Here is a 25,854-nt window from a genome sequence, read left to right as displayed (position 1 = left end):
TATAAAATTGATTACATCTTTAGTAAAATATCTAAATCCTGCCCGGGGAGACTATAATCTTTCTAATTATCAAAAGGTTCGTGAAGAGTTTTCTTGGGAGGAAGTGAAAAAGAATTTCTCCTGGTACAAAACGAACAAAGTCAATATGGCTTACGAGTGTATTGACCGTCATGTGGCGGATGGGTTCGGTGAAAAAATAGCCATTCATTATGTTAACGGGGAAGAAGAAATTAAATATACATTTAAAGAGGTTAAAGAGAAAACAGATCATTTGGCTACAGTTTTAAAGAAGCATGGGATTCACAAAGGTGATATTGTCTTCGTTTTTTTACCTAAACATCCTGATTGTTTAATAGCTACTTTGGCAGTGATTAAACTAGGTGCAATCGTAGGGCCACTATTTGAAGCTTTTATGGAGGAAGCAATCAAAGATAGAATTTCAGATTGTGAGGGAAGGTATCTCATTACCAACTTGGAATTAGGGATTCGTGTTCCAAGGGATGAACTGCCAACTTTAAAAAAGATTTTTTACACAGAAGATGTGGATCAATGCTTGAATGGAGAAATTTCATTAGTGGGGGAGTTAAGGAACACTGAAATAGATAACAACGTTTTGGAATGGGTCGATTTTGAACATGGTTTAAACATCCATTATACAAGTGGCTCAACAGGAAAACCGAAGGGGATCATCCATGCGCACCGGGCAATGATTCATCAATATTTAACCGGGAAATGGGTGCTCGATTTAAAAGAGGATGATGTGTATTGGTGCACGGCCCATCCAGGTTGGGTAACCGGAACTGTATACGGGATTTTTTCCCCATGGTTAAATAGAGCGACGATTGTCATTAATGGAGGACGCTTTGATGCGCATTCTTGGTATAAAGCGATTGAGCGAACTAAGACAACAGTTTGGTACAGTGCTCCAACAGCCTTTAGAATGTTAATGGCTGAGGGAAATGATCTTGTGTGTGAGTATGATCTTTCTTCATTGCGACATTTGCTGAGTGTTGGTGAGCCTTTGAATCCTGAAGTGATTTATTGGGGTCAGGAGGTATTAGGGAGAAGAATTCATGATACATGGTGGATGACTGAAACCGGTGCCCAGTTAATTGTGAATTTACCATCTGAAGTGATCAAGCCTGGTTCAATGGGGAGGGCTTTTCCTGGAATTGAAATTGCCGTGTTAGATGATGACGGCGAGCGCCTCCAGCCTGGTGAAGTTGGTCATTTGGCAGTAAAAGCGCCATGGCCAGGAATCATGAAGGAAGTATGGAGAAATAAAGAGAAATATGATTCCTATTTTAAATTTGATGGCTGGTATATATCCGGAGATTTAGCAACGATTGATGAAGATGGCTACATCTTTTTCCAAGGCCGCAGTGACGACATGATCAACTCATCAGGCGAAAGAATTGGCCCATTTGAAGTCGAAAGTAAATTGATCGAACATCCAGCTGTTGCTGAAGCGGGTGTCATTGGTAAGCCAGACCCACTTCGTGGTGAGATTGTAAAAGCATTTATTGTGCTGAGAAAAGGGTATGAAGCTAGCGCACATTTAATAGAAGAAATCCGTCTTTTTGTAAGACAAAAGCTTGCCGCCCATTCAGCTCCCCGCGAAATTGAAGTCTTAGATGAATTACCAAAAACAAAAATAAGCGGGAAAATCTTAAGAAGAGAGCTTAAACGATTAGAGCTGCAAAGATTAGGGGAATAAAATAGGAAGCAGGGGGTTCTCCTGCTTCCCGGGACAGAGGGACGGGTTCTCTGGTCCTTTTGTATATTTATTAGCTTAATATTTTATAAAGCTCATTAAGCTTCCTAATTTCATAGGTTGGCTTAATGGTTGTTTTATTCGGATTCTTTTCCGGGTTAAACCAACAGGAGTCGAGTCCCGCAAGTTCGGCTCCTTTTATATCAGAACCTAATGAATCACCAATAACTAAGCTTTGTTTTTCGGTGAATTTAGGAATCCGTGAAAAAACATAATCAAAGAATTCTTTCCTTGGCTTTTGATAACCGATATCATCCGAAACAAAAACATTCTTAAATAGAGGATGTAGCCCCGAAGCACGTAAACGTTTATCCTGAGTTTCGGACACTCCATTTGTGATAATATACAGATCAAATTCCTTCTCCAAGTCTTTAATCAATTCAAAGGCTCCATTAATTAGTTGGTACCCTTCCCTTAAGTAACTTCGAAATCTCTTTTCTAACAATATTCCATCGACTTCTTGACCGTATTCCCTAAAAAACTTCGAAAAGCGGGAATTCAGTAATTCATCCCGGCTGATCTCACCAGCCTCATAAGACCACCAAAGTCCTTTGTTGAATTTTTTGTAATGGGATTCTATTTCTGGCGTTAAGGTTAATTTCTGCTCCTTAAATAATTGACGCAATGCCGCACTTTCCGCAGCACCAAAGTCTAAGAGTGTATCATCAACATCGAATAATAGGGTTTTGTACCTTTTCAATATGCTCACCTCTGGATGGTTTCCTTTATGTTTTTACCTATTGTACTATCATTTGAAAAGAAATGGCTATATTATGACTTATTTTGATTTACAATGGATTAAACCTCAGAAGTTTCATACAATGAGGGGGGGATCTTCAACAAGTATTAATTGTTGCCCTAAAATCTTGGAGGAAAATTATATCAATGCAACTTATAATTACGTTTTTAATTCTGGGGATTACGATCGCCCTTTTCATGAGCAATCGAATTCGTGCTGATTTTGTTAGTTTGTTAGCTTTGTTAGCTCTTGTTTTGACAGGAATATTGGAACCAGCAGAGGCTTTGGCTGGATTTTCAAACTCAGTTGTTATCATGATTGCCGGTTTATTTGTTGTAGGAGCAGGTATTCTTCGTACAGGCCTTGCACAAAAGGCTGGTAATCTGCTTTTAGATTGGTCCGGTAACAGCGAGAAAAAATTATTTGTTTTACTATTATTAATAGTGATTTTTGTTGGGTCATTTATGAGTAATACCGGAACAGTTGCGATTATGCTGCCGGTTGTGATCAGCATTGCGATAAGTATTAAAAAAGATGTTTCAAAGTTTTTAATCCCACTTTCTTATGCAGCAAGCTTATCAGGGTTAATGACATTAATTGCTTCTCCACCCAATTTGATAATCAGCCAAACGTTGGTGGAGCATGGCTTTGAACGTTTGAAATTTTTTGATATAACCCCAATTGGGATTATTGCAGCGACAACAGGGATTATTTATCTTTTTTTAGTAAGAAATATATTGCTGCCGAATGGGCAAAACAAAAAGCAAACAGAAAACAATCAATTGTCCCCTAAGGATCTTATTCAAAACTATCATTTAGAAGGAATTTTACATCGAGTTCAAATTACGGAAGGATCTCCGATGGTAGATAAATTGTTGTCAGATTTAAAGATCCCGGCACAATATCAGCTATGTATTTTGAAAATTGATCGAAAAGCCGGAGAGGGCAGAAGTCTTTTGCCGATTACATATCAAGAGATGGCTGGGCCAGCAAGTGTAATCCATGCCAAGGACATTCTTTATATTCAAGGTTCTCGTGCGCAGGTTGAAAAATTAGTGAATGATTATCAACTCATATTAGAAACAGAAGAGCTTGAAAGTGATCATCTCGTATCTAGCCAACTTGGGGTTGCAGAGGTACTTTTAACTCCTTATTCAAAATTAATTAACAAAACGATTCGTGAAATTGACTTTCGGGAAAAATATAATTTAAATATTATCGGGATTAATCGCAAAGGTACATATATATTAAAAGAAATGTCGAATGTCCACCTTCGATTCGGTGATGCCCTTTTGGTGCAAGGATCGTGGGACGAAATTGACTTACTTTCTAAAGAAACAAAAGATGTTGTTGTTGTTGGTCAGCCGAAAGTGCATGCAAGTATGGCTTCCGCTAGTGGAAAAGCACCAATAGCCGGAATTATTCTACTTTTCATGGTCGTTTTAATGATTTTGGAAGTCTTTGCTCCAGTCATTTCAGTGTTAATTGGTGCCGTGTTAATGATCATTACTGGATGTTTGCGGAATATGGATGACGCCTATGGTCAATTAAACTGGGAAAGCATAGTCTTAATCGCTTGCATGCTTCCTTTAGCTACAGCATTAGAAAAAACAGGCGGAATGGTGTATCTGTCCGAAGGGATTATTCGTTTGCTCGGTGATTATGGACCGACTGGCGTATTGATTGGTATTTATTTAGTCACCATGGTGTTTGGGCAATTTATTAGCAATACGGCAACAGCTGTTTTGTTTGCTCCAATTGCGATGAATGCCGCAGTTGGTATCGGCGTTAGCCCGTATCCGTTTTTGATTGCAGTTGCGGTTGCAGCCAGTATGGCCTTCGCTACACCAGTTGCATCACCGACGAATGCGTTGGTCATGACAGCAGGTGGCTACAAATTCAGCGACTTTGTGAAAATCGGTATTCCAATGCAAATTGTCATGTTTATCGTAATGATGCTGGCAATTCCAATGATTTTTTCATTTTAAATAGAGGCTGACCTTAGGTCAGCCTCTTCCACTATGATTTTGAGCCAAAGAACCCGACCCTGTGTCCCGTTTTTGCTTTCTTCGATTATGTTGTAGTAAGACCCATTTAAGTATGGGTGGTACGGCGAAATAAATAAAAAACAATCTGAACAATTGATAGCCGGTTACCATAGATAGGTCTGCGTTCACCTCATGAGCAATGATGGCCATTTGTTCCATTCCACCAGGGGCTAGACTTAAGAAGGCTGTCGCGAGTGAAAATTGGTAGAAGTGCATAAATATAAAGCTAAGGGCAAAAGAAGCGCCAACCATTACCACCCCGTTTAGAAGGGCTAATGGAATGATTTTTGCTTTGTTTTGCAATTTTTCTGGTTTCAATAATAATCCAATATACCCGCCAATCATTAACTGGGAAAGATCTAATAATGAAGAAGGGGCTGCTGGCCCTCCAAAGCCCAAAACATTTAGGATTGCCGTGCCCAGAATAGGACCTACTAGATAGGCAGTTGGTAACTTAAGCTTTTTACCCATTTTGGCAAAAATGAAAGATAGGAACAAAAAGAAAACGAGTAATGTTACTGGAAATTCCTTAAGTGTCACTTCATTTAGAAGTGTTCCAGATGTTACTGGAATTTCTCCCATAGGAAATAAAGGGGAGAAAATAAGTAATGGAACAAAAATAACTATCATGAGCATTCTTGTAACCTGAAAGAAGGTGACTGTCGTTATATCAATCCCTTTCACCTCTTCCGCAAAAATAATCATTTGGGTAAGTCCACCAGGAATACTCCCGGTTAAAACGGTGGGGTAGTCCACCCCTGAAAGTCTAGAAACCAAGTAAGCACCAATGGCTGCGATGATGGTGATTGTCAAGGTTATTAGAAGCATGGAAGGAAGTTTGACAATCATTTGTAGGAGAGAGCTTTGGGTAAAGGATAAACCAATTGAATAACCAACTATGATTAATCCAGTATCTCTAATCCATCTTGGCCAAGTTAAAAATTGAACTGACCGGAAGCGAGATGTAATTAAAATAGCCGTCATCGAACCCAATAACCAAGGTATGGGCAATCCAAATAGGGTAAAGATGAACCCACCGATGCTTGCGATTACAAGTGTACCTAAGAATTGTATTGTTTTATGATTCGTCCGTAAACGCAATGTTGCCATTATAAAACCTTCTTTGTTGTAAGATACTTATATTATAAAATTATAATACAAGTAAGTGAATTGAACTACGAATAGGATTTCCCAATTCAATAGAAAATGGGCCGGAGAACCCGACCCTGTGTCCCAAAACCCCGACCTCTGTGTCCCGCTTATGAAGCCTTCGCCTCTAAATTCTCAACAACCTGAGGTTTTGCCCCGAATTTGTCTAATACTAACCCCGTAACAGTACCAACAAGAGCGGGAACAACCCATTCCATTCCGACAGAGGAAAGAGGAAGCATTTCTTTCATCGTTTGCAATGGTCCAAGATCAAGGCCGAATGCATTTAATCCCCCCATTACAGCAACAATTCCTGTAAATAACATCGCGCTGCCATAAACTTTTCTTTGGCTTCTATAGTAGCGGCTGAAGAAGGTTAATGTGATCAATACAATAGTCAACGGATAAGCCGTTACTAAGAATGGAACCGAAACTTTCAAGATTTGATTTAAGCCTAAATTTGATAATGTAAAACCAACCAATGTAACAACCAAAATAACTGTTTTATAATTGGCTTTCGGAATTAATTCTGAAAAATAATGGCCACATGCAGTAGTTAATCCAACAACTGTAGTAAAACAAGCAAGTGTAAAAATTAAGCCAAGTAACATCGTACCGTTTTGACCTAATAACAAAGTTGCAGCAGTAGAAAGAATTTCCGTCCCATTTTCAAATGTTCCTGTTCCAGCCATTCTTGCACCAATTACACCAAGACAAACATAGATCATTGATAGTAAGATTCCTGCAATTAAACTTGCTTTTAAAGTATAGTTTCTTAATTGTTTACTGTCTTTTACACCGCGTTTTTTGATTGCCGAAAGAATTACAATCCCAAAAGCTAGAGCAGCAAGGGCGTCCATCGTGTTATATCCTTCAAGAAATCCTGTGAAAAAGGCACCTGATGTATATTGCTCTGTTGGGTGTTGAAATGGCGAATCAAGCTTAACAAAGCCGACTACACATAATACAACCATTGCAAGAAGTAGAGTCGGGGTAATAAAACGACCCATATACTTTTCCATTTTAGTAGGATTTAAACTAACCATATAGACAAGTGCGAAAAATAATACAGAAAACAATAATAAAACTAATGTCTTATTCATTGATCCACCCATATAAGGGGCAAAACCCATTTCAAAAGCCACATTTGCATTTCTGGGGATTGCTAAGAAAGGTCCGATACATAAATAAACAGCAACTGTAAATACCGTACTAAAAACAGGATGTACCCGATTTCCTATTGTTTGTACACCGCCCTTTACTAATGAAATAGCTAAAAGAACGATGAAAGGAAGACCGACTCCTGTTACGATAAAACCTGCCATTGCCAACCAGTAGTTCACTCCCGAACTTGCACCAAGCACTGGTGGAAAAATTAGATTTCCAGCTCCAAAGAACATTGAAAATAGCATAAATCCGATAAATAAAGTATCCAGTTTTTTCATCATCAATCTCTCCTTTTGTTATTTTTAAAAAACAAAAAGACCCGTCCCAAAAATAGGGACGAGTCTATAGCTCGCGTTACCACCCTTATTCCGTATATATAAATATACGACACTCAGTCAACGTACCATCATACGTGTTCCATCGTAACGGCGGACAACCCGTCAAAGCTTACTGTTTTCAGCTTTGCATCTCAGAGATGATTTTCGGATAAAGCCTGAACGTCGATTTTCACCAAGCATCGACTCTCTGGGGAACGGGGATTTTATCTTACTCTTCTCGTCATTGATTTTCTTGTTTGATAGTATATTAGCAAAACTTTAAATTATTAGTCAATAGTTTTATTTAAATTTTTTCATTGGGACAGAGGGTCGGGAACTATGGCACGAATTGTAGATGAATGTCAAAATAATAAACCAAAGTGGTGTTAATAATAATGGAATTCGTGTATCCTTTGCAAAGAGCATAACTACTAAAATAAATGCAAATAAAGCTAAAACAACATAATTAATAAACGGTGTTAATGGAGCTTTAAAGGTTGATTTCGCTCTTAAATCTGGACGACGCTTCGTATAGCGTATATGTGAAATTAGAATAATGCTCCAAACCCAAATGAAACAGATGGCGCTGATCGTTGTAACGATCGTAAAAGCTTGCTCCGGTACAACCTTGCTCAATAGGGCACCGACGGAAAGAACAATCGCTGACGTAACTAAGGCATTGCTTGGAACATGATTCTTATTCAAAATCGTAAATTTGTGATGTGCCAATTTATTGGAACTCAAATTATATAAAATTCTGCTCGTTGAAAATAAACCACTATTGCACGCAGATGCAGCAGATGTCAACACGACAAAATTGATAATACCTGCAGCAACCGGGATACCAATCAATGAAAATACTTCTACGAAAGGGCTGCTTGATGCACTCAACTTATCCCAAGGATTAATACAGAGAATAACAAAAAGTGCTCCAACATAGAAAAGTAGAATCCGAACAGGGATTTTATTAATTGCGGATGGTATACTTTTTTGCGGATTAGCTGTTTCTGCAGCTGAAACGCCTACCAACTCCACGCCGACAAAAGCAAAGACTACCATTTGTAATGAAAATAAGAAACCCGTTACTCCGTGTGGGAACATCCCCCCGTGGCTCCAAAGATTTGTGACCGAAACAGTTCCAGTATTCGTTTGAAATCCTATAACTAATAGGACAATTCCAACAATAATCAAAGCAATGATGGTGATTACTTTAATGATCGCAAACCAAAACTCTAATTCTCCGAACAGCTTAACGGTTAATAAATTGAAACCTAATAAAATAACAAGACAGATAAGAGCAGGTACCCATTGTGGGATGTCAAACCAGTATTGCGTATAGACACCGACTGCAATAATATCCGCCATTGCGGTCATAATCCAGCAAAACCAGTAGGTCCAACCAGTTACAAAGCCCGCCCAAGGACTGATATAGTCGGTAGCAAAGTCAGTGAAAGACTTATAACCGGAATTAGATAAAAGCAACTCTCCCAGAGCCCTCATAACAAAAAACAATGCAATACCGACAAGTAAATAGGTGAAAATAATCGATGGACCAGCCAGTTGGATTGACTTTCCTGATCCTAAAAATAAACCTGTACCGATCGTGCCCCCAATTGCAATAAGCTGGACATGACGGTTTTTTAAATCACGTTTTAATTCCTTTGTAGCCAATTTTTACGCCCCCTGTAGATACTATTTTGATATTATTCACAAGGACATTAGGCAACAAAAAATGAGATTGGATACTTCCAATCTCATAGAATAGCAGAATAACAATTTTATTGTCGTTACTCTTCTGTTCTTTTGCCTGAGATTGTGAATCCTTCGGCGCTGTACTAGGTACAGTCTCTCCAGAAGCCGCTCCAACTATAGTGTTATCCATAGCTTTCATCGCAAACTAGTATTTAGTTTATATTGATATATTATATTTTAAAAATATAACAGAAATTTTAGCACTTATAGCTTATTTCGTCAATGCACGAATAAATAGATGTATCTTTTTGCCTTGAGTAAATTTTTTTGGTTTGAATTAGGTGCCTTTTCAATAATACTGTAAAACTAAGAGAAACATAGAATTATTTTATTGACATATATAAATTATTGATATTTCTTTTATTGATTAAAATATATTATTCTTATTTCAAGAGAATTATTGAAAGGAGCCCTTATATATATGGAAACAGAAGTTTTAGTAGTCGGTGGCGGAAACGCCGCTATGGCAGCTGCCCTGTCAGCCCGTGATCGCGGTGCAAAAGTGCTAGTGATTGAACGTGCTCCTCACTTTTACCGTGGAGGAAATAGCAGACTTACTCGCGACTATAGATGTATGCACTTGGAGGAAAGCGAGTATATGCAGGGCCAATATACGGAAGAGGAATTTATGGACGATTTAAAACGTGTGGCCGGAGGAGAAATAAATGAAAGTCTTGCTAGATTAATAGTAAGAAAATCGGCAGAGCTTCCTGATTGGTTAGAGAGTCAGGGTATTCGTTGGCAGCCAACACTTTCCGGAACACTTCATTTAGGTAGAACGAATATATTTCAGCTTGGCGGTGGGAAAGCCGTAATGAATTCTTATTATCAGACAGCCAAGAAAAAAGGTGTAGAAGTATTGTACGATGCCAAGCTTGAAGATGTGGTTATAGAAAATAATGAGTTCAAGGCTGCGAAGGTACTTATAGATAATAAAGTAGTGATAATCAAAGCAAAGGCGATTATTTTTGCGTGTGGTGGTTTTGAAGCAAATATTGAATGGCATAAGCGCTATTGGGGTGAAGCTGCTGATAATTTCATTATCCGTGGAACCCCATATAATACTGGTAATGTCCTTGAAATGCTATTAAATAAAGGGGCTGCCCAAGTGGGTGAAAAGGACGCATTCCACGCAGTAGCTGTTGATGGTAGAGCGCCTAAGTTTGATGGTGGTATCGTAACACGTCTTGATAGTGTACCGTTTGGAATTGTGGTTAACAAGAATGGTCAAAGATTCTATGATGAAGGGGAAGACTTCTGGCCAAAACGTTATGCAATTTGGGGTGGATTAATAGCTAGACAACCTGATCAAGTGGCCTACTCAATTATTGATAGCGAAGCCCGAATGAGATTCTTGCCTTCCGTTTGGAAACCTGTTGAAGCACCAACAATTAAGGAATTAGCTGGGAAGCTAGGCCTTAATCCGGAGGCTGTGGAGAAAACGGTGAAAGATTTTAATAACGCATGTCGTCCTGGAAACTTTAATCCTGCAGAATTAGACGATTGCAAAACAGAAGGTCTAACACCACAAAAGAGTCACTGGGCATTAAAAATTGAAAAGGGTCCGTTTTATGCTTATCCACTTAAAACGGGAATTACCTTCACATATCTTGCAGTGAAAGTGACCGAGGAAGCAAGAATGGTCATGGATGATGGAAGTGTTACTAAAAATATGTTTGCTTGCGGAGAAATTGCCGCCGGAAACGTACTGAGACGAGGCTATTTAGCCGGATTTGGACTTACAATGGGAGCTAGTATGGGAAGAATAGCAGGGGAGGTAGCAGCGAATGCAATCTAACGATTCTAAAGATTTAGATTTAGTGGAAGATGGAAAACGCCAAATGGAATTATGTAACGCTTGCCGCTATTGCGAAGGCTATTGTGCTGTATGGCAGGCTATCGAATGGCGTAGGGACTTCAGCGATACCGATATGACTTATCTGGCAAATTTATGTCATGATTGTCGGGATTGTTACTATGCATGTCCATTCACAACTCCTCACGAGTTTGGTATAAATCCGCCACAATTATTTGCAGGTTTACGTGAGGAAACTTATCGAAAATATGCTTGGCCTGGTAAATGGGCAAAGGCATTAGGGGATAGTGTTGCAGGATTTTGGGCAACTTTTGTTTTCGCAATAATATTTGTAATAGGTTTTGTTTTTGCGAATAGTGGATTTGATGGATTATTCCGCCCGCAAACTGGTGATGGTGCATTTTATGTATTTTTCCCAGAAAATTTAATGATTGGTGTATTTGTTGCATTAGGATTATGGATGGTTGCAGGATGGGGTATTGGAGCTAACAGATTTTGGAGTGATATACGATCTACCAAATCTGAAAAAGACAGAGTATTATTCAAGGATATTAAGAAGGCTACATTATATGCAGCAAGTCTCAAGTACTTAGATGGTGAGGGCGCGGGTTGTACTTATCCATCAGAAGAGCCGGCTAAGGCTCGCAGAACGTTCCATCATCTTGTAGGCTATGGATTCCTACTTGATTTAGCATCTACAACGCTAGCATCCTTTTATGCACACTTTTTACACATTCCAGCACCATATCCTTTATTACACCCTGTTGTAATATTAGGATCAGTTGGAGGAATTATGCTTATCATCGGTCTTTGTGGACTTCTTTATCTTAAATCAAAAAGTGATAAAGAAGTTAATGATGAAAAGGCTGTTAAGACAGGATCTGCTTTTACATGGGCATTGTTGCTTGTTGCGGTAACAGGAATGGTGCTATTAGCATTCCGTGAAACAGGTGCAATGACAATGTTATTAGCTATCCATTTAGGTAGTGTCGCTGCATTATTCTTCACAGCACCATATTCTAAATTCTCTCATTTTGTATATCGCTATTTATCCCTTGTTAATTTTGCACAAGAGGAACGTGTAGCGCATGAGGCAGAAGTAGCTCAAAAAGCGAAACCTGCTAAAAAACCTGTTGCTATCGCTGGGGGAATTGCAAGCAAGAATTAATAAATTAAGTGTTCCCAATCCTTTCCCCAAAGGATTTATTATAATAGAGTTTTTAGAAAAGAAGGAATCGTCATGATTCCTTCTTTTCTGCTTAATTCAATCGCAATAATCGCTTAAAAAGTCAATAAAAGCTTTAACATATGCTAATTGCAAGGTGTTTTCTCGATAGATAATCCAGGTTTTTCTTAACAGTGGTTTACCATCACTGGTTATTATAGGAGCCATATAAAGGGGTTCTTCCTCCTTCACACAAATACTTGGAAGAATTGCATATCCGAGACCGTTCAAAACCATTTGTTTACAGGTATCTATCCTATCCACCTCCATTGAAATTCTTGGTGGAACTTTATACTTTTCTTGCCACCAATTGTCAATAAGGCTTTTCAAAGACGGGTCTGTTTGATAATTGATTCTTGAAAGTGTAGGTAATTCGTCAAAGTCAATAGGATTTATCGATGCAATACAAATTTTTTCCTCGCGAAATAAAACCTTGTTTCCTTGCCAGTTATAATCACCACGAACAATTCCAAGATGCACTTCTTCTTTATGGAGCATTTGATTTATTTCAGAACTCCACCCGGTTTTTAAATTAATATCAACATTAGGGTATCGATAGAGAAAATTTTTCATAATGAAGGGCAATTCATAACGAGCGAACATCCCGGAAACACCAAGTCTTAATGTCCCTTTAATTGTATCTTCTAAATTTAGGATATACTCCTTTGCTTTCTGTAGTTGCATAAGCATTTCTTTTGAGTATTGAACAAGATACTCACCCTGAACTGTAAATTCTACGCCTTTTTGACCCCGAGAAATGATCGTAGCGTCAAATTCCTTTTCGAGTTGTTGAATCCTATATGTGAGGGATGGTTGAGAAGTGTACAGTCGTTGGGCTGCTTTTGTTATATTTCGTTCTTCATATAATGTCTGCAAAATATTCCAATCTTTTTCATCCAAAGCTTTTTCCTCCTTTCCAAAAAGTAAAGAATTATTTTATTAATTTAAAATGTAAAACAATATATGATATTTTTCAATAAAAATTTTTTATCGAATTATATAAAACAATGATATTTTATTTATTTATGAAATTTTAATAGGATAAAAGGAAGGTCATAATAAATAATCTTAGGAGGGAAAATATGTCTGAAAATTATTTATATGAAACAGATGTGATTGTTATCGGTGCCGGTAATGCAGGCATGTGTGCAGCATTGTCTGCAAAAGAAAATGGTGCGGATGTAATTGTATTAGAAAAAGCACCTAAAAAGGAACGAGGAGGAAACAGTGCATTTTCTGCTGGTACTATGCGCTTTGCTTATAACGGAATAGAGGATTTATTAAATGCAGTTCCAAATCTTACTAAAGAAGAGATGGCGAACTCAGACTTTGGAACCTATACGACAGAGCAATTCCTAGATGATATTACTAGGGTTACACAATCTCGCACAGAAATGAGTTTAGCTAACATACTAGTCCGTGAAAGCTTAAATGCAATGGTGTGGCTGCGTTCAAAAAAAATTAGATTTGTCCCGATTTATGGTCGACAGGCTTTTAAGGTAAATGGGAAATTTACGTTCTGGGGTGGATTAGCAATTGAGGTTGTTGGAGGAGGTCCTAAGTTAATAGAAACTCTTCATAAAACTGCTGAAGAAGAAGGGGTAAAAATTTTATACGATGCTGAAGCGACCTCAATATTACATAACGATGACACTATATGCGGAGTAGAACTAAAAATAAAGGGCAAGACAGTGAGGATAAAAAGTAAGGCAGTTGTCTTGGCTTCAGGTGGGTTTCAAGCAAATACCGAAATGAGAACACGTTACTTAGGTGCAGGCTGGGAGTTAGCAAAAGTTCGTGGAACCCGTTATAACACAGGTGAGGGAATCCAGATGGCCTTAGCAGTTGGAGCAAGATCCTACGGCCATTGGTCCGGATGTCATGCAGTTAGTTGGGATTATAGTGCGCCAGAGTTTGGTGACTTGGCAATAGGTGATGGTTTTCAAAAGCACAGTTATCCGTTTGGAATTATGGTTAATGCAACAGGGCAAAGATTTGTTGATGAGGGGGAAGATTTTCGAAACTACACTTATGCAAAGTATGGAAGGGTAATTTTGGAACAACCAGGACAATTTGCGTGGCAAATATTCGATCAAAAAGTTGTCCACTTATTAAGGGATGAATACCGGATTAAGCATGTGACTAAAGTTAAGGCTAAAACAATTGAAAAGCTAGCACAGAAATTAGACGGTGTTGATTCTGCAGAATTTTTGGAATATATAAAAAGATACAATGAGGCAGTTCGATTAGAGGTTCCATTCAACCCGAATATAAAGGACGGACGAGGAACAGTAGGGCTTGAGGTTCCTAAAACTAACTGGGCAAATACAATTGATGAAGGACCATTTGAAGCTTATAAGGTTACTAGTGGAATTACCTTTACGTACGGTGGGGTAAGAATTAACGAGAAAAGTGAAGTAATAAATACTTTTGAAAAACCAATTTCAGGATTATTTGCTGCGGGAGAACTTGTGGGTGGTCTTTTTTACTTTAATTATCCAGGTGGTTCTGGGCTAACAGCTGGCTCTGTCTTTGGTAGGATCGCAGGGGAAAATGCTGCGAAATTTGCAATTGCAAGAATGGAAGAAGTTACGGTTTAAACAAATTTAATAGTTTGTTTTTACTATAGCGAATGATGTTATATTAAGAAAATTTTTTATTTACTTATATATTTTTAAACTTTATCATATTAGATATATATTTTGTTTAAATATCTACCTTTACCATACTAATATAGCTAGCGAAAATATTTTTTAACTATTATAACTATACAGAAAAATTGAATCATTAAAAATTTTTATGGTAACAGATAAACAACTAGTATTTTTGTTATGGTACAAGCGGTGATAAAATCAGTTTTGTAGTAAGTTAATTTAAAAGATTTGCAATTTTAAGTAAAGGGGAGAAAAAAGTTGAGAGGAATTGAAAGGGGTTTCACCAAGAATAAAAAACTAATGAATATAGCGAAAATGTCGCTACTTTCATTAGCACTGCTATTTCCGTTAGCTGGTTGCGGAGGTAATGAAGCAAGTTCTACAGAAGCTGCTAAAGGAGATTCGGATGCAGGTTATCAAAAACTATCAATTAAATTGTCACACGTTGCATCAGATAATACTCCTAAGGGATTAGCGGCTCTTAAATTCAAAGAATTAGTTGAATCAGAAAGTGGCGGTAATATCGAAGTTAAGGTTTATCCTTCCGGTCAGTTATACGGTGACAATGATGAGATTGAAGCAGTTCAAGCGAATAACGTTCAGATCATCATACCTTCAGCTGCTAAGTTAAGTGGTTTCGAGGAAACATTTGAGATTTTTGACCTACCATTTATGTTCAAAAACGAAGAACACCTTCGTGCCTTTGAAGATGGTGAAGGTGGACAAGAGCTATTAGCTACACTAGACGAGTATGGTATGAAAGGTCTTTCATTCTGGCCTAATGGTTTCAAACATATTACAAATAATAAAGTAGCTGTTGATGATCCAAGCGATGTTAAAGGATTAAAAGTCCGTACACATGGTGGACAAATCATCAATGAAGTGTATGAGACAATGGGAGCTTCTTCAACAAAGATTGCATTCAATGAAACATATCAAGCGCTTCAATTAGGAACAATTGATGGTCAAGAAAATAGCATTGTTAATATTGAAACTCAAAAATATGGTGAAGTCCAAAACCATTTGACACTTACAAGTCATGCTAGATCTGAATACGCTGTTGTTACAAATAAACAATGGTGGGATGGACTTGAGCCAAAAACACAAGAGTTATTAACAAAGGCAATGAAAGAGGCTACTAATGAAGGTAGAAATCAAGTAGAAAAGCTTGAAACTGAAGCAATTGAAAAAATTAAAAGTGAAGGCAAAATGGCAATAGTTGAATTAACAGATGAACAAAAAGAAGCATTTAAACAAGCTATTCAACCTGTTTTTGATAAGTGGGCACAAAAAATGAACCAAGATATTATTAACAAAGCTATTGAAGCTGGAAATTAAGAAAGAGAGTTTACCTCTCTTTTTTAATAAATTAAAAGGTTTTCTGGAAGGTGGTTAGGGTATGAATGCTATAAAAAAAGTCTATTCATTTTTAGAGGATTTCTCCTCCGGGATTTTCTTTATTACTGGTCTTTTGTTAATGTTTTATGAAGTACTAATGCGCTACGTCTTTAATTCTCCAACGACGTGGATAAACGAGACTGCTAGTATAATAGTAGTCTGGGGAATTCTGTTAGGTTTATCTATCGGACTTCGTGATAATCATCATATTAGTGTTGATATTTTTTATGCAATACTCCCAAAAAAAATGCAAAAGTTCGTTGATATTTTCGCTAATCTTGTCGGAATTAGCTTCTGTATATTCTTTATCTATAATGGAATTGTTTTAGTCAATCATACTTTTGCAAGTGGCCAAGTGACAATGGATACGAGGATGCCATTTTGGATTTATTATCTAGTTATTCCTATCTCAGGACTAACATTTTTGATTCGTTTTATTGAAAGGATAGTAAATATAATTAAAAATAATGACGGGGGGCAACTAGATGGCAACCATTCTGCTTTTTAGTTCATTTGCAATTTTACTACTTCTCAGAGTCCCGATAGCTGTTTCATTAATAGCTGCAACAACATTTGTGTTTTGGATGGATGGAAGTTTTAGTATGTGGACAATTCCACAAAAAATCTTTACAAGTATGAACTCTGTTACATTAATGGCGATCCCGGGCTTCGTCCTAGCTGGAACAATTATTGCCAAAGGTGGGATTGCTAAATATTTAATTGAATGTTTAAGATCTTGGATTGGCCACGTATCTGGTGGTTTATCTGTAGTAACGATTGTGGCTTGTATGTTCTTCGCTGCGATTAGTGGTTCAAGCCCTGCGACAGCAGCTGCGATTGGATCTATTATGATTCCAGCTATGGTAAATGCAGGATATAGCAAGAGATATGCAATGGGGTTGGTTGCGTCAGCAGGTACACTGGGTATCCTAATTCCCCCTAGCATCCCTTTAATCGTATACGGAGTTGTAACAGAACAATCCATTGGAGCGTTATTCATGGCTGGTGTAATTCCAGGAATTGGATTAACAATATGTCTTATTATCTACGCAATAATCTACGCTCGTATTAAAGGCTATGGGAAATTAGAAAAAGCGAGCTGGTCCGAAAGAATTTCAAGCTCGAAGAAAGCTATATGGGGTGCATTTTTACCTGTATTAATATTAGGATGTATATACTCCGGTGCAACAACACCGACTGAAGCATCGATCGTATCTTCTGTATATGCCGTCATTATTTCATTATTTGTATATAAAGAAAGATCACTTCAAAAATGGAAAGAAATCCTTAATGAGAGTATTGGCATCACAGCAATGATAATGCTAATTATCGCAGGAGCAATGACGTTCTCATTGTTCATGACACAAGAACAAATTCCTCAAGCACTTGCTGCTAAAATGATGGCTATGGAATCACTTGATGTCGTTCTATTCTTTGTACTAACAGCAATTTTATTCTTTATTTTGGGTATGTTCTTAGAATCATCGTCTATTATGCTTATAACCTTGCCATTGTTGTTACCAATCATGATAACATTGGGCATCAACCCAATTCATTTTGCGATTGTCATGATTATAAATATGGAGATTGCACAAATTACTCCTCCGGTTGGTTTGAATTTATTCGTAATTGGCGGTATTGCTAAATCTAAATTAGATGAGGTATTTAAGGGAGCCTTTCCATTTATTATAGTTATGATCATCTATATGATCATAGTTATGGCATTTCCGGAACTCTCGCTTTGGTTACCAAACAGGTCAGTATAATTTAGCGTGATTGAGCAATAAGAAAGTGGAAAAACATCCACTTTCTTATTTTATTCTAAAAACTGAGGGGGATTACTTATGGCAAACTATAAAATTGGGGTTCTGAATGGTGATGGAATAGGACAGGAAATTACAAAGGCGACTGTCGAAGTAGTAAAGGCAGCAACAAAACTGGTAGGTTCTACACAATTTGAATTTATACAATTACCTATGGGATGGGAAGCAATTGAAAAATATGGTGAACCAATGCCGCAAATTGTTAAAGATACATTAGCGGAGACGCATGGATGGATCTTGGGTCCACACGATTCTTCATCATATCCAAAAGAACACAAGTTAAAACGTAATCCGAGTGGAGAACTACGACATTATTTTGATTTGTATGCGAATGTTCGTCCAGCAAAAACAATCACAGGGATAAATGGGGTTGTCAAGGAAGCGGACTTGGTTATTTTCCGCGAGAATACAGAAGGTTACTACCCAGATAGAAATATGTTCGTAGGTGAAGGAGAATGGAAGATAACGCCTGATGTTGTTATTTCAGCGGGTGTATTTACTAGAAAGGCTATTGAAAGAATAGCACATTCTGCTTTTCAAATGGCAGAAAAAAGGCGGAAAAAGGTAACGATTGTTCATAAAGCGAATGTCATCAAATTAGGCTCAGGTCTATTCTTAGATGTTTGTCGTGAGGTGGCTCAGAATTATCCAGATGTCAAAATAGATGATTACCATATAGATGCGATGACTGCTCATTTAGTGCGGCGGGCAAAGGATTTTGATGTAATTGTAACAGAGAATATGTTTGGGGATATTTTATCTGACTTAGCCGGAGAACTAGTTGGTAGTTTAGGGCTTGCGCCATCAATCAATAATAATGAAAATATGGCAATGGCTCAAGCAGCACACGGCTCGGCACCGGATATTGCAGGGAAAAATATCGCAAATCCAATGGGAATCATGTTATCAACGGTTATGTTATTAGATTGGTTAAGTAGTAGACATGAAGAACCGCGGCTTTCTGAAATTTCGCACATGGTTGAGAGTGGAATATTGAATGTTATTAATGATGGAATCAAAACAAAGGATTTGGGTGGTTCCGCGTCTACTACGGAGTTTACTGAGGCTATAATTGAGAGAATTCAACTCAAAGATAGGTTTGAAAGATAGTTTTGAAAAGCTAAAGGTGATTAGACATAGTTTTTAAGGTTGTTTTAATTATTACTGCTTTCTCTAATTAGTTGAGGGGATGAATATGATCTTACGAATTGTACTGATTATGATATTTGGATATATGACGATTATTAACCTTACAAGACCAGTAGTCACATTATTTGCAACAGAATTGGGTGCTTCTGTTTTTGAAATCGGCATCTTAACAGCCGCTTTTGCCTTTTTTCCACTCATCTTTGCGATTCATGTTGGGAAAATTGCTGATAAAATTGGAGATCGGCTGCCGGTTTTATTAGGATTTATTGGTTTAACAATCTCGATGGCTATTCCTTATTTTTTTCATACGATGTGGGCTTTATATTTAAGTCAAATTATTGTTGGAATAGCCAATATATTTTTAGTAGTATCCTTGCAAAATGTTCTAGGGAATGCATCAACTCTCGAAAATCGTGATAGTTATTTCAGTTGGTTCGGAATGGCGACAGCTTTAGGCGTACTAGTAGGACCTATTATTGGAGGTTATATTTCAGAGCATTTTTCATATGCCGATGCTTTTCTAGTTTCGGTATTTATTAGTATTTTTACGATGTTATTTTCTTTTAAAATACCAGTTATTATAAAAGAAAATAACACTGTAAAAGCTGGACTCTTGTCCTCCATTGGCCTCTTAAAAATGCCTTTATTACGAAGCGCATTATTTTCAAGTGCTTTAGTCCTATACTCAAGAGATATTTTTGTAGCATATTTTCCTTTATATGCAAAACAATACGATATTTCAGACTCTACAATTGGATGGATCATAGCTGTACAAGGGTTAGCCATGTTATTTATTCGATTTGCCCTGCCCAAAATTACATCCTTATTAGGAAGAGATAAAGTATTAAGCATTTCGATTATCGTTGCTGGAATCGCCTTTTCTCTAATGCCCTTTACAGGCAATATACTATTGCTAGGCTTTTACAGCTGTTTGATGGGCTTTGGTTTAGGCTGCGGTCAGCCTCTGTCGATGTCGACCACCTACAGCGCATCACCGAAAACCAGAACCGGTGAAGTACTTGGCCTAAGGGTTTCTACAAACCGTCTTTCTCAACTGATAGCTCCTCTCTTTTTTGGTCTCATCGGTACTTGGATGGGGGTAATATCTGTATTTTTAATTAGTGGAATATTTTTATTCGGTGGAACATATTTTCTTGGATTAAAAGATTTTAGTGAAGAACAATAATAAAAATTGACCAGGGGTCTCATTGGGGGCTCCCTGGTCAATTTTCCATTACTATGCCGAAATTTGGGTATGTGAATTCTTCTTTAAATCCCAGTAATTTAAAAGCTTAAAAACAGGAGGTAGAGTTACACATACAGCGATTATCCGCAGTACTTGCACGGCCACGACAAATGTAGGATCCCCTTTCAGGACAACGGCTGTAGTGGTCATTTCAGCGACACCACCAGGCGCAAATGCTAAGGCTGAGGTGATAAATGTTATCCCGGTTATAGTTGATACAATATATGCACAGACAAGTATAGAGAAAATGAGAATAATTGTGCACAAGGAAGATATAATTAAAGTTTTCTTTATCCCAATAAACATACTTTTAATGAAACGAGAACCTATACTTGCACCGATGAAAATTTGAGAAAAAATAATCAATTCATGAGGCCACCATGCCAAAAGATCGTGACCAAAAAATAGTGGGCTAAATGATTTGAAGATAGCTACACTTACCATACTCCCAATCAACCATGGAGCTGGGAATTTCAAATATTTTCCTAAAAAATACCCAACAACTGCTACAAGTACTAATATTATTGTCATTAATATTTGATTAGGCTCAAAACTGATAGTTTCACTAGAAATGATATTGCTAAATTCTGTGTTTACCTGATTGCTAAACCAAGATGATAGAAGAACAGGTATCGTAAGAATAACTAAAAATACACGGACTGTCTGAATGATACTAACAACCCCAGTGTTGGCACCTACTTCATCCGCAATGCCAGGCATCGTAGACATTCCTCCAGGTGCAGTAGCGAAAAAGCTAGTTAGCATATTCAAATTACTATATTTCCATAAAATAAACCCTGCAAGCAAGGAGAAAGAAATAGACAGGAGAAGCATGATAGAAATAGCCAGCCCATTATCTCTAAAAGTAAATAATACAGTGGTATTCATTTTCTGTCCTAGTTCAATTCCTAAGATACATTGCCCTATATATAGCCAATATTTAGGGATGCCTGCCTTATTATTGGGTATGCTCAAAAACTTCGGTCGTGTAAAAGAAAGAACAGTCGCCATAATTAATGTACCAATCATCCAACCGATTGAGAGGCCGGTGAGGGATAGAAGGAACCCACCGGCCCCGCTTAAGACTACAAATAAAAATATTCGTAAAAAACCTTTGCTGCCTTTCACTTACTTTACCTTCTTTCAAAACAATAGTTTAAGAAACCATTACTTTTTTCTGATATATAACAAAATGTTATTACACATATTGTATTATTTGGTCTATATTTAAAATATGGTATTAATTTTTTAACAAACACCATGTATGCTAAATTCCGATTCCAACGTAAAAAGGAGAATGAGGATGAGTCAATACAATAGAGAAGAGATACAGATATATTCTGTAGATTCCAATGATAAAAGTACTGAAAATTTAGCTTTAATAATGAAAGAGCTTATTCGCTCTTCTGGTTATAAAATAGAAGATATTATCATTCTCTGCATCGGCTCTGACCGGTCTGTCGGGGACTCGCTTGGTCCTCTAGTTGGAACTATGCTTAAAGAACATAAAGTACCATATCAAGTATATGGTACTTTAGAAACCCCTGTTCATGCTTTTAATTTGAAAGATACGTTAAAGGACATAAAAAAACAATTTAAGAAAACTCTTATTTTTAGTATAGATGCATGTTTAGGTGAACAAAACCAAGTAGGCCATGTTTTATTTAAGGAAGGACCACTTGTTCCAGGTAAAGCTCTAAAAAAAGTTTTGCCAGAAGTAGGGGATTATCATTTTTCAGGAGTAGTAAACTATATAGATCCATTACCAACTATGCAATTTCTAAATGATACCCGTCTATATACAGTTATGAATCTGGCCAAGAAAATTGTAACCATAATTGTTCAATCAGCAAATGAATAGATTGGATGAGGCTGACCCTTTAAGAGTCAGCCTCATCGCCAATATATGGAAGCTTATAATTATTTGACTAATTTATTTATTAAATAGCCCCTGTTAAGAAAGCAACTATAATAATGGCTAACGAGCATAATATAGCCCATTTAAATGCATATCTCTGCATTGTTCCGAAATCTGTTTTTAACATACCAACAAGTAAAAATGTTGATGCTACAAGTGGACTTAAAAAGTGAACCGGTTGTCCTAAAACAGAAGCTCTTGCAACTTCTAATGGATCAACACCATAAGCAGCTCCTGCTTCAGCCAAAATCGGCAAAACTCCAAAGTAATAGGCATCATTGGATAGAACAAAAGTTAGTGGCATACTCGTTAAAGCAACAACGGTAGGGAAGAATCCACCTAAGGACTCTGGAATGATAGATACCATGGAATTGGCAATAGCATCAACCATCTTTGTACCGGAAAAAATTCCTGCAAAAATACCAGCAGCAAATACTAATATTACAACAGTAATAGCGTTACCTGCATGTGAGGCAATGCGCTCGCTTTGTTTCTGTATACTTGGGTAGTTAACCATGGCAGCGATTACAAACCCAATTAAAAATATTACTGCTGCAGGTAATATTCCTGCAATTAAAACAACCATAACGGCAACTGTTAAAAGAAGATTGAACCAAATTAATTTAGGACGTTTAATATCATCCTGTACAGTAGCAGCTGCTGTTACTGCCGCTTCAGCAAAAGCAAAAGAATTCTTCTTAGCAGCAATATCTAAATCAATAACCCCAAGTCTTGCACGTTCCTTTTTCCCGATTAAAAAAGCAATGAATAGAATTGAAGCCATACCTGCTAGCATAGTAGGTAGAATCGGTACGAAGAATTCATTGGCATCTAAGCCTAAAGATACGATTGCTCTTGTTGCCGGTCCTCCCCAAGGAGTCATCCCACTCATGATACTGACAGATAGCAAAGAGATTGTAGCTAGTCCAAGTGGATTCATACCAATCCGCATATAAAGCGGTAACATAGCGGAAATCGTGATCATATGAGTTGTTGTTCCGTCACCATCTAATGCTACAGTCATTGCAATAATGGCCGTTCCTATCGCAATTTTGACAGGATCCCCTTTAACGATAGTTAATATTTTTTTAATAAGTGGATCAAATAGACCCGCATCGATCATAATACCGAAAAATAGAATAGCAAATAATAATAGAGCAGCTGATGATGCAACAGTTTTTATCCCATCGGCCATCATATCCCCAAGTTCTGCAATACCGAAACCGCCGAATAATGCAAAGATAATCGGAACGATTACAAGCGCCGCAACTGGTGATAAGCGCCTAGACATAATTAAGTAGGTAAATACAATTACCATTGAAGATCCTAGAAAAGTAAGCATAATGAAAAAATCCCCTCCTGTATCGAAATCGCTTACAAATAAGGAATAAAAAATAAAATAAGAAACCTACGATTTCTTGCATTATTTCTTAACTTCCTGTTTACTATTTTTAGAATATTATAAACCTACTGATAAGTGAAATAGATATTTTTTTAAGTTTTTTTAAAAAAAATTTTATAATCCCTTTATTCTACATCACCATTAAGATTGGTATGGTTGTTTAAAAAATTAACGAAAGTCTTTACAGAAGAGAGATTTAAAGAATCCTGGCTATACATTAACCATGTATTTCTTAATACCGGTTCCCCGTTTTTATAAGATAATCCATAAGTATACAAGTTATCAGAAGGCTGCATGCATATTTCAGGTAAGATGGAAACACCAAGATCATTTTTTACCATTTCCTTGCAAGTCTCTTGTCGGTCTGTTTCCATGGTAATTAAAGGGGGTTCTGGAAAACGGTCCTGCCACCATCCGTTTATTAAACCTTTTAGTGAACTGTCTGTCTTATAATTGATAAATGGAAGGTTGGGTAAATTACTTATCTGGACCTCTTTTTTTGAAATTAAACAGAGTCTTTCCTTGTGGAGAAGCGTTTTTATTCCATACCATTCATAATTTCCCCGTAATATTCCTAAATGAACTGTCCCACTATCAAGTAGCTGCATAATTTCCGTACTCCAACCTGTATTGACATTAAATTGTACATGGGGATATTTTGTTGAAAACTTCTTTAATATTTTGGGAAGCTTATATTGTGCGAAGTTACTAGATACACCTAGACGTAACGTTCCCCGCACTTCCTTTTGCATATTTAACATATAATCCTTCGTTTTTTGAAGCTTTTGAATCATTTCTTCAGCATAGTTTGCTAAATGTATACCTTCAGAGGTAAACTCTATGCCTCCTTTTATTTTATAAAAAATACTTGTTCCAAACTCTTTTTCTAGGTTTTTTAGTCGATAGGTTAAGGCCGGCTGTGAAATAAATAAACGCTCTGCTGCCCGGCTGATATTTTTTTCTTCATACAATACGCTAATTGCTGTCCAGTCTTTTTCATCCATATTTGCAGTTCTCCTTTTATTAGGTTATAAGTATTTTTTTAGATTTTAGTTAAAAAATATGTATTTCACTTATGATTGGAGCTATCATACTATATTTTTAAAGGAACTACTAGTGAGAAATTCCGAGCAAAGGTGGTTAGCGATATGAAAGTACCAGTAGTAATTATGCGTGGGGGAACAAGTAAAGGGGTTTTTATAAATTTTGAACATATGCCTGCAAACCGATTTCATTGGGAAGACTTCTTACTTGATATCATGGGCAGTCCGGACCGTAGACAAATCGATGGTCTTGGGGGGGCTAATTCCTTAACGAGTAAGGCAGCCATTATTAAGAAGTCAGATTCACCTGAATATGACGTCGAGTACACTTTTGCCCAAGTAAGTATTGATAATCAAATGGTAGATTTTAAGGGAAACTGCGGTAATATATCATCTGCAGTGGGCCCATATGCAATCGAACAAGGACTTGTAGCTGCTAAGGAACCAATTACAATCGTAAGGATTTTTAATACAAATACACAAAAGTTAATTACAGCGGAAGTTGAAGTTGAAAATGGACAAGTGAAGACAGAAGGAAGTTGTTCTATTCCTGGAGTTCCTGGGACAGGGGCACCTATTTATCTATCTTTTAATCGGGCTGAAGGTGCTGTAACAGGTAAACTATTACCAACTGGAAATCCAATTGATATGATCAAAACAAAGGATCGTCTGATTCCTGTTTCCGTTATTGATGCGGCTAATCCTTTAGTTTTTGTAAGAGCTCAGGACGTTGGTTTAATTGGAAATGAGTCACCTTCTGACTATACTGAAGAAAAACTTAATGAGTTAGAGGAGATCCGTTCGATTGCGGCTGAAATGTGCGGATTTGCTGATCGGAAATCTGCAACACTGAAATCCCCGGCTGTACCGAAAATGACGATAATTGCACCTCCAATGGATTATATTGATATTACTGGAACAAAAAGAAATGCTTCAGAAATGGATTTAATGATTAGGATGATGTCAATGCAAAAGCCACATCAAGCTTTGGCAATCACAGGTGCAATTTGTACATCGACAGGGGCTTTTTTGAACGATAGCATTCTTTCAGATATGATAAATATTAAGCATGATGTTTTGCGATTAGCACACCCAGGTGGAATTATGGAAACAAAGGTAGAATTTCTTGGAGGTCATATAAGTGCTATTAAAGTTGTACGAACCGCAAGAACGATAATGGAAGGCTATGTTTATACGAAAAAGAGTCATAAGTTCTCTTATCAATTAGCTTAAC

At 37.2% G+C, this 25,854-nt stretch carries 20 protein-coding genes, 1 riboswitch and 1 other annotated feature; of the genes, 12 read left to right on the top strand and 8 right to left on the bottom strand.

What is annotated here, in order from left to right; genetic code table 11:
* Window positions 1–7 precede the first annotated feature (7 nt).
* On the top strand, window positions 8–1,717 hold the full coding sequence (acsA, locus tag P9E47_RS06200; protein WP_003330609.1) for an acetate--CoA ligase: 1,710 nt from the start codon (window positions 8–10) through the stop codon (window positions 1,715–1,717).
* 70 nt (window positions 1,718–1,787) lie between these two features.
* On the opposite strand, the gene P9E47_RS06195 is transcribed toward acsA, so the two are convergent.
* Window positions 1,788–2,474: a YjjG family noncanonical pyrimidine nucleotidase gene (locus P9E47_RS06195; RefSeq protein WP_003330608.1), complete on the bottom strand. Its 687-nt coding sequence runs from the start codon at window positions 2,472–2,474 to the stop codon at window positions 1,788–1,790.
* 185 nt (window positions 2,475–2,659) lie between these two features.
* On the opposite strand from P9E47_RS06195, the gene P9E47_RS06190 reads away from it, so the two are divergent.
* A complete protein-coding gene (locus P9E47_RS06190; protein ID WP_326162866.1) occupies window positions 2,660–4,501 on the top strand; it encodes an SLC13 family permease in 1,842 nt (613 codons plus the stop codon).
* A gap of 18 nt (window positions 4,502–4,519) precedes the next feature.
* On the opposite strand, the gene P9E47_RS06185 is transcribed toward P9E47_RS06190, so the two are convergent.
* The 3 genes from P9E47_RS06185 to P9E47_RS06175 all read right to left on the bottom strand — a co-directional run bounded on the left by P9E47_RS06185 (window position 4,520) and on the right by P9E47_RS06175 (window position 8,865).
* Window positions 4,520–5,671, bottom strand: a complete 1,152-nt coding sequence (locus tag P9E47_RS06185) for an AbrB family transcriptional regulator (protein ID WP_326162865.1) — start codon at window positions 5,669–5,671, stop codon at window positions 4,520–4,522.
* 149 nt (window positions 5,672–5,820) lie between these two features.
* Entirely contained in the window at window positions 5,821–7,155 is a 1,335-nt protein-coding gene (gene brnQ, locus P9E47_RS06180; RefSeq protein ID WP_003330605.1) for a branched-chain amino acid transport system II carrier protein, read from the bottom strand.
* A 51-nt stretch (window positions 7,156–7,206) separates the two neighbouring features.
* Window positions 7,207–7,448, bottom strand: a binding site (T-box leader).
* Window positions 7,449–7,494: 46 nt separating this feature from the next.
* The gene (locus tag P9E47_RS06175) at window positions 7,495–8,865 is read right to left on the bottom strand and encodes an amino acid permease (RefSeq protein ID WP_326162864.1); all 1,371 of its coding nucleotides are present in this window, start codon (window positions 8,863–8,865) and stop codon (window positions 7,495–7,497) included.
* 114 nt (window positions 8,866–8,979) lie between these two features.
* Window positions 8,980–9,058, bottom strand: a riboswitch (glycine riboswitch).
* A gap of 309 nt (window positions 9,059–9,367) precedes the next feature.
* Between P9E47_RS06175 and tcuA (P9E47_RS06170) the strand changes: the two genes are divergently transcribed.
* Together tcuA (P9E47_RS06170) and tcuB are read left to right on the top strand one after the other, a co-directional pair.
* Window positions 9,368–10,744: an FAD-dependent tricarballylate dehydrogenase TcuA gene (tcuA, locus tag P9E47_RS06170; RefSeq protein ID WP_003330602.1), complete on the top strand. Its 1,377-nt coding sequence runs from the start codon at window positions 9,368–9,370 to the stop codon at window positions 10,742–10,744.
* A complete protein-coding gene (gene tcuB, locus P9E47_RS06165) occupies window positions 10,734–11,930 on the top strand; it encodes a tricarballylate utilization 4Fe-4S protein TcuB (RefSeq protein ID WP_003330601.1) in 1,197 nt (398 codons plus the stop codon). The genes tcuA (P9E47_RS06170) and tcuB overlap by 11 nt, the downstream gene beginning before the upstream one ends.
* 96 nt (window positions 11,931–12,026) lie before the next feature.
* Here the strand turns inward: tcuB and P9E47_RS06160 are convergent, their stop codons facing one another.
* The gene (locus P9E47_RS06160) at window positions 12,027–12,887 is read right to left on the bottom strand and encodes a LysR family transcriptional regulator (protein ID WP_003330600.1); all 861 of its coding nucleotides are present in this window, start codon (window positions 12,885–12,887) and stop codon (window positions 12,027–12,029) included.
* A gap of 182 nt (window positions 12,888–13,069) precedes the next feature.
* On the opposite strand from P9E47_RS06160, the gene tcuA (P9E47_RS06155) reads away from it, so the two are divergent.
* The 6 genes from tcuA (P9E47_RS06155) to P9E47_RS06130 all read left to right on the top strand — a co-directional run bounded on the left by tcuA (P9E47_RS06155) (window position 13,070) and on the right by P9E47_RS06130 (window position 20,197).
* Entirely contained in the window at window positions 13,070–14,587 is a 1,518-nt protein-coding gene (gene tcuA, locus P9E47_RS06155; RefSeq protein ID WP_003330599.1) for an FAD-dependent tricarballylate dehydrogenase TcuA, read from the top strand.
* A 312-nt stretch (window positions 14,588–14,899) separates the two neighbouring features.
* The gene (locus tag P9E47_RS06150; RefSeq protein WP_003330598.1) at window positions 14,900–15,979 is read left to right on the top strand and encodes a DctP family TRAP transporter solute-binding subunit; all 1,080 of its coding nucleotides are present in this window, start codon (window positions 14,900–14,902) and stop codon (window positions 15,977–15,979) included.
* Window positions 15,980–16,040: 61 nt separating this feature from the next.
* Window positions 16,041–16,547, top strand: coding sequence for a TRAP transporter small permease (locus P9E47_RS06145; RefSeq protein ID WP_003330597.1), 507 nt, complete (start codon window positions 16,041–16,043; stop codon window positions 16,545–16,547).
* Window positions 16,525–17,805: a TRAP transporter large permease gene (locus P9E47_RS06140; protein ID WP_003330596.1), complete on the top strand. Its 1,281-nt coding sequence runs from the start codon at window positions 16,525–16,527 to the stop codon at window positions 17,803–17,805. Before P9E47_RS06145 ends, P9E47_RS06140 begins: the two co-directional genes overlap by 23 nt.
* Window positions 17,806–17,883: 78 nt before the next feature.
* Complete coding sequence (locus P9E47_RS06135; protein ID WP_003330595.1) at window positions 17,884–18,972, top strand: isocitrate/isopropylmalate dehydrogenase family protein; 1,089 nt, start codon at window positions 17,884–17,886, stop codon at window positions 18,970–18,972.
* Between the two features lie 85 nt (window positions 18,973–19,057).
* Window positions 19,058–20,197, top strand: a complete 1,140-nt coding sequence (locus P9E47_RS06130; protein WP_326162863.1) for an MFS transporter — start codon at window positions 19,058–19,060, stop codon at window positions 20,195–20,197.
* Window positions 20,198–20,248: 51 nt separating this feature from the next.
* On the opposite strand, the gene P9E47_RS06125 is transcribed toward P9E47_RS06130, so the two are convergent.
* Window positions 20,249–21,385, bottom strand: a complete 1,137-nt coding sequence (locus P9E47_RS06125; RefSeq protein WP_326162862.1) for an AbrB family transcriptional regulator — start codon at window positions 21,383–21,385, stop codon at window positions 20,249–20,251.
* 175 nt (window positions 21,386–21,560) lie between these two features.
* Between P9E47_RS06125 and yyaC the strand changes: the two genes are divergently transcribed.
* On the top strand, window positions 21,561–22,118 hold the full coding sequence (yyaC, locus tag P9E47_RS06120; protein WP_003330592.1) for a spore protease YyaC: 558 nt from the start codon (window positions 21,561–21,563) through the stop codon (window positions 22,116–22,118).
* 79 nt (window positions 22,119–22,197) lie between these two features.
* Here the strand turns inward: yyaC and P9E47_RS06115 are convergent, their stop codons facing one another.
* Both P9E47_RS06115 and P9E47_RS06110 read right to left on the bottom strand, forming a co-directional pair.
* Window positions 22,198–23,517 carry a CitMHS family transporter gene (locus tag P9E47_RS06115; protein ID WP_326162861.1) on the bottom strand — a complete coding sequence of 440 codons (1,320 nt, stop codon included), beginning with the start codon at window positions 23,515–23,517 and terminating at the stop codon, window positions 22,198–22,200.
* 185 nt (window positions 23,518–23,702) lie between these two features.
* Window positions 23,703–24,581 carry a LysR family transcriptional regulator gene (locus P9E47_RS06110; RefSeq protein ID WP_326162859.1) on the bottom strand — a complete coding sequence of 293 codons (879 nt, stop codon included), beginning with the start codon at window positions 24,579–24,581 and terminating at the stop codon, window positions 23,703–23,705.
* 144 nt (window positions 24,582–24,725) lie between these two features.
* Here P9E47_RS06110 and P9E47_RS06105 point away from each other — a divergent pair, with 144 nt between their 5' ends.
* Window positions 24,726–25,853 (top strand): 2-methylaconitate cis-trans isomerase PrpF family protein, encoded by a 1,128-nt coding sequence (locus tag P9E47_RS06105; protein ID WP_326162858.1) that lies wholly within the window; start codon window positions 24,726–24,728, stop codon window positions 25,851–25,853.
* Window position 25,854 lies beyond the last annotated feature (1 nt).

Source organism: Schinkia azotoformans (assembly GCF_035811335.1).
Taxonomy (GTDB): domain Bacteria; phylum Bacillota; class Bacilli; order Bacillales; family Bacillaceae_J; genus Schinkia; species Schinkia azotoformans.
The sequence above is the reverse complement of the archived record's forward strand: the minus strand, read 5'-3'. Positions and strand labels throughout refer to the sequence as shown.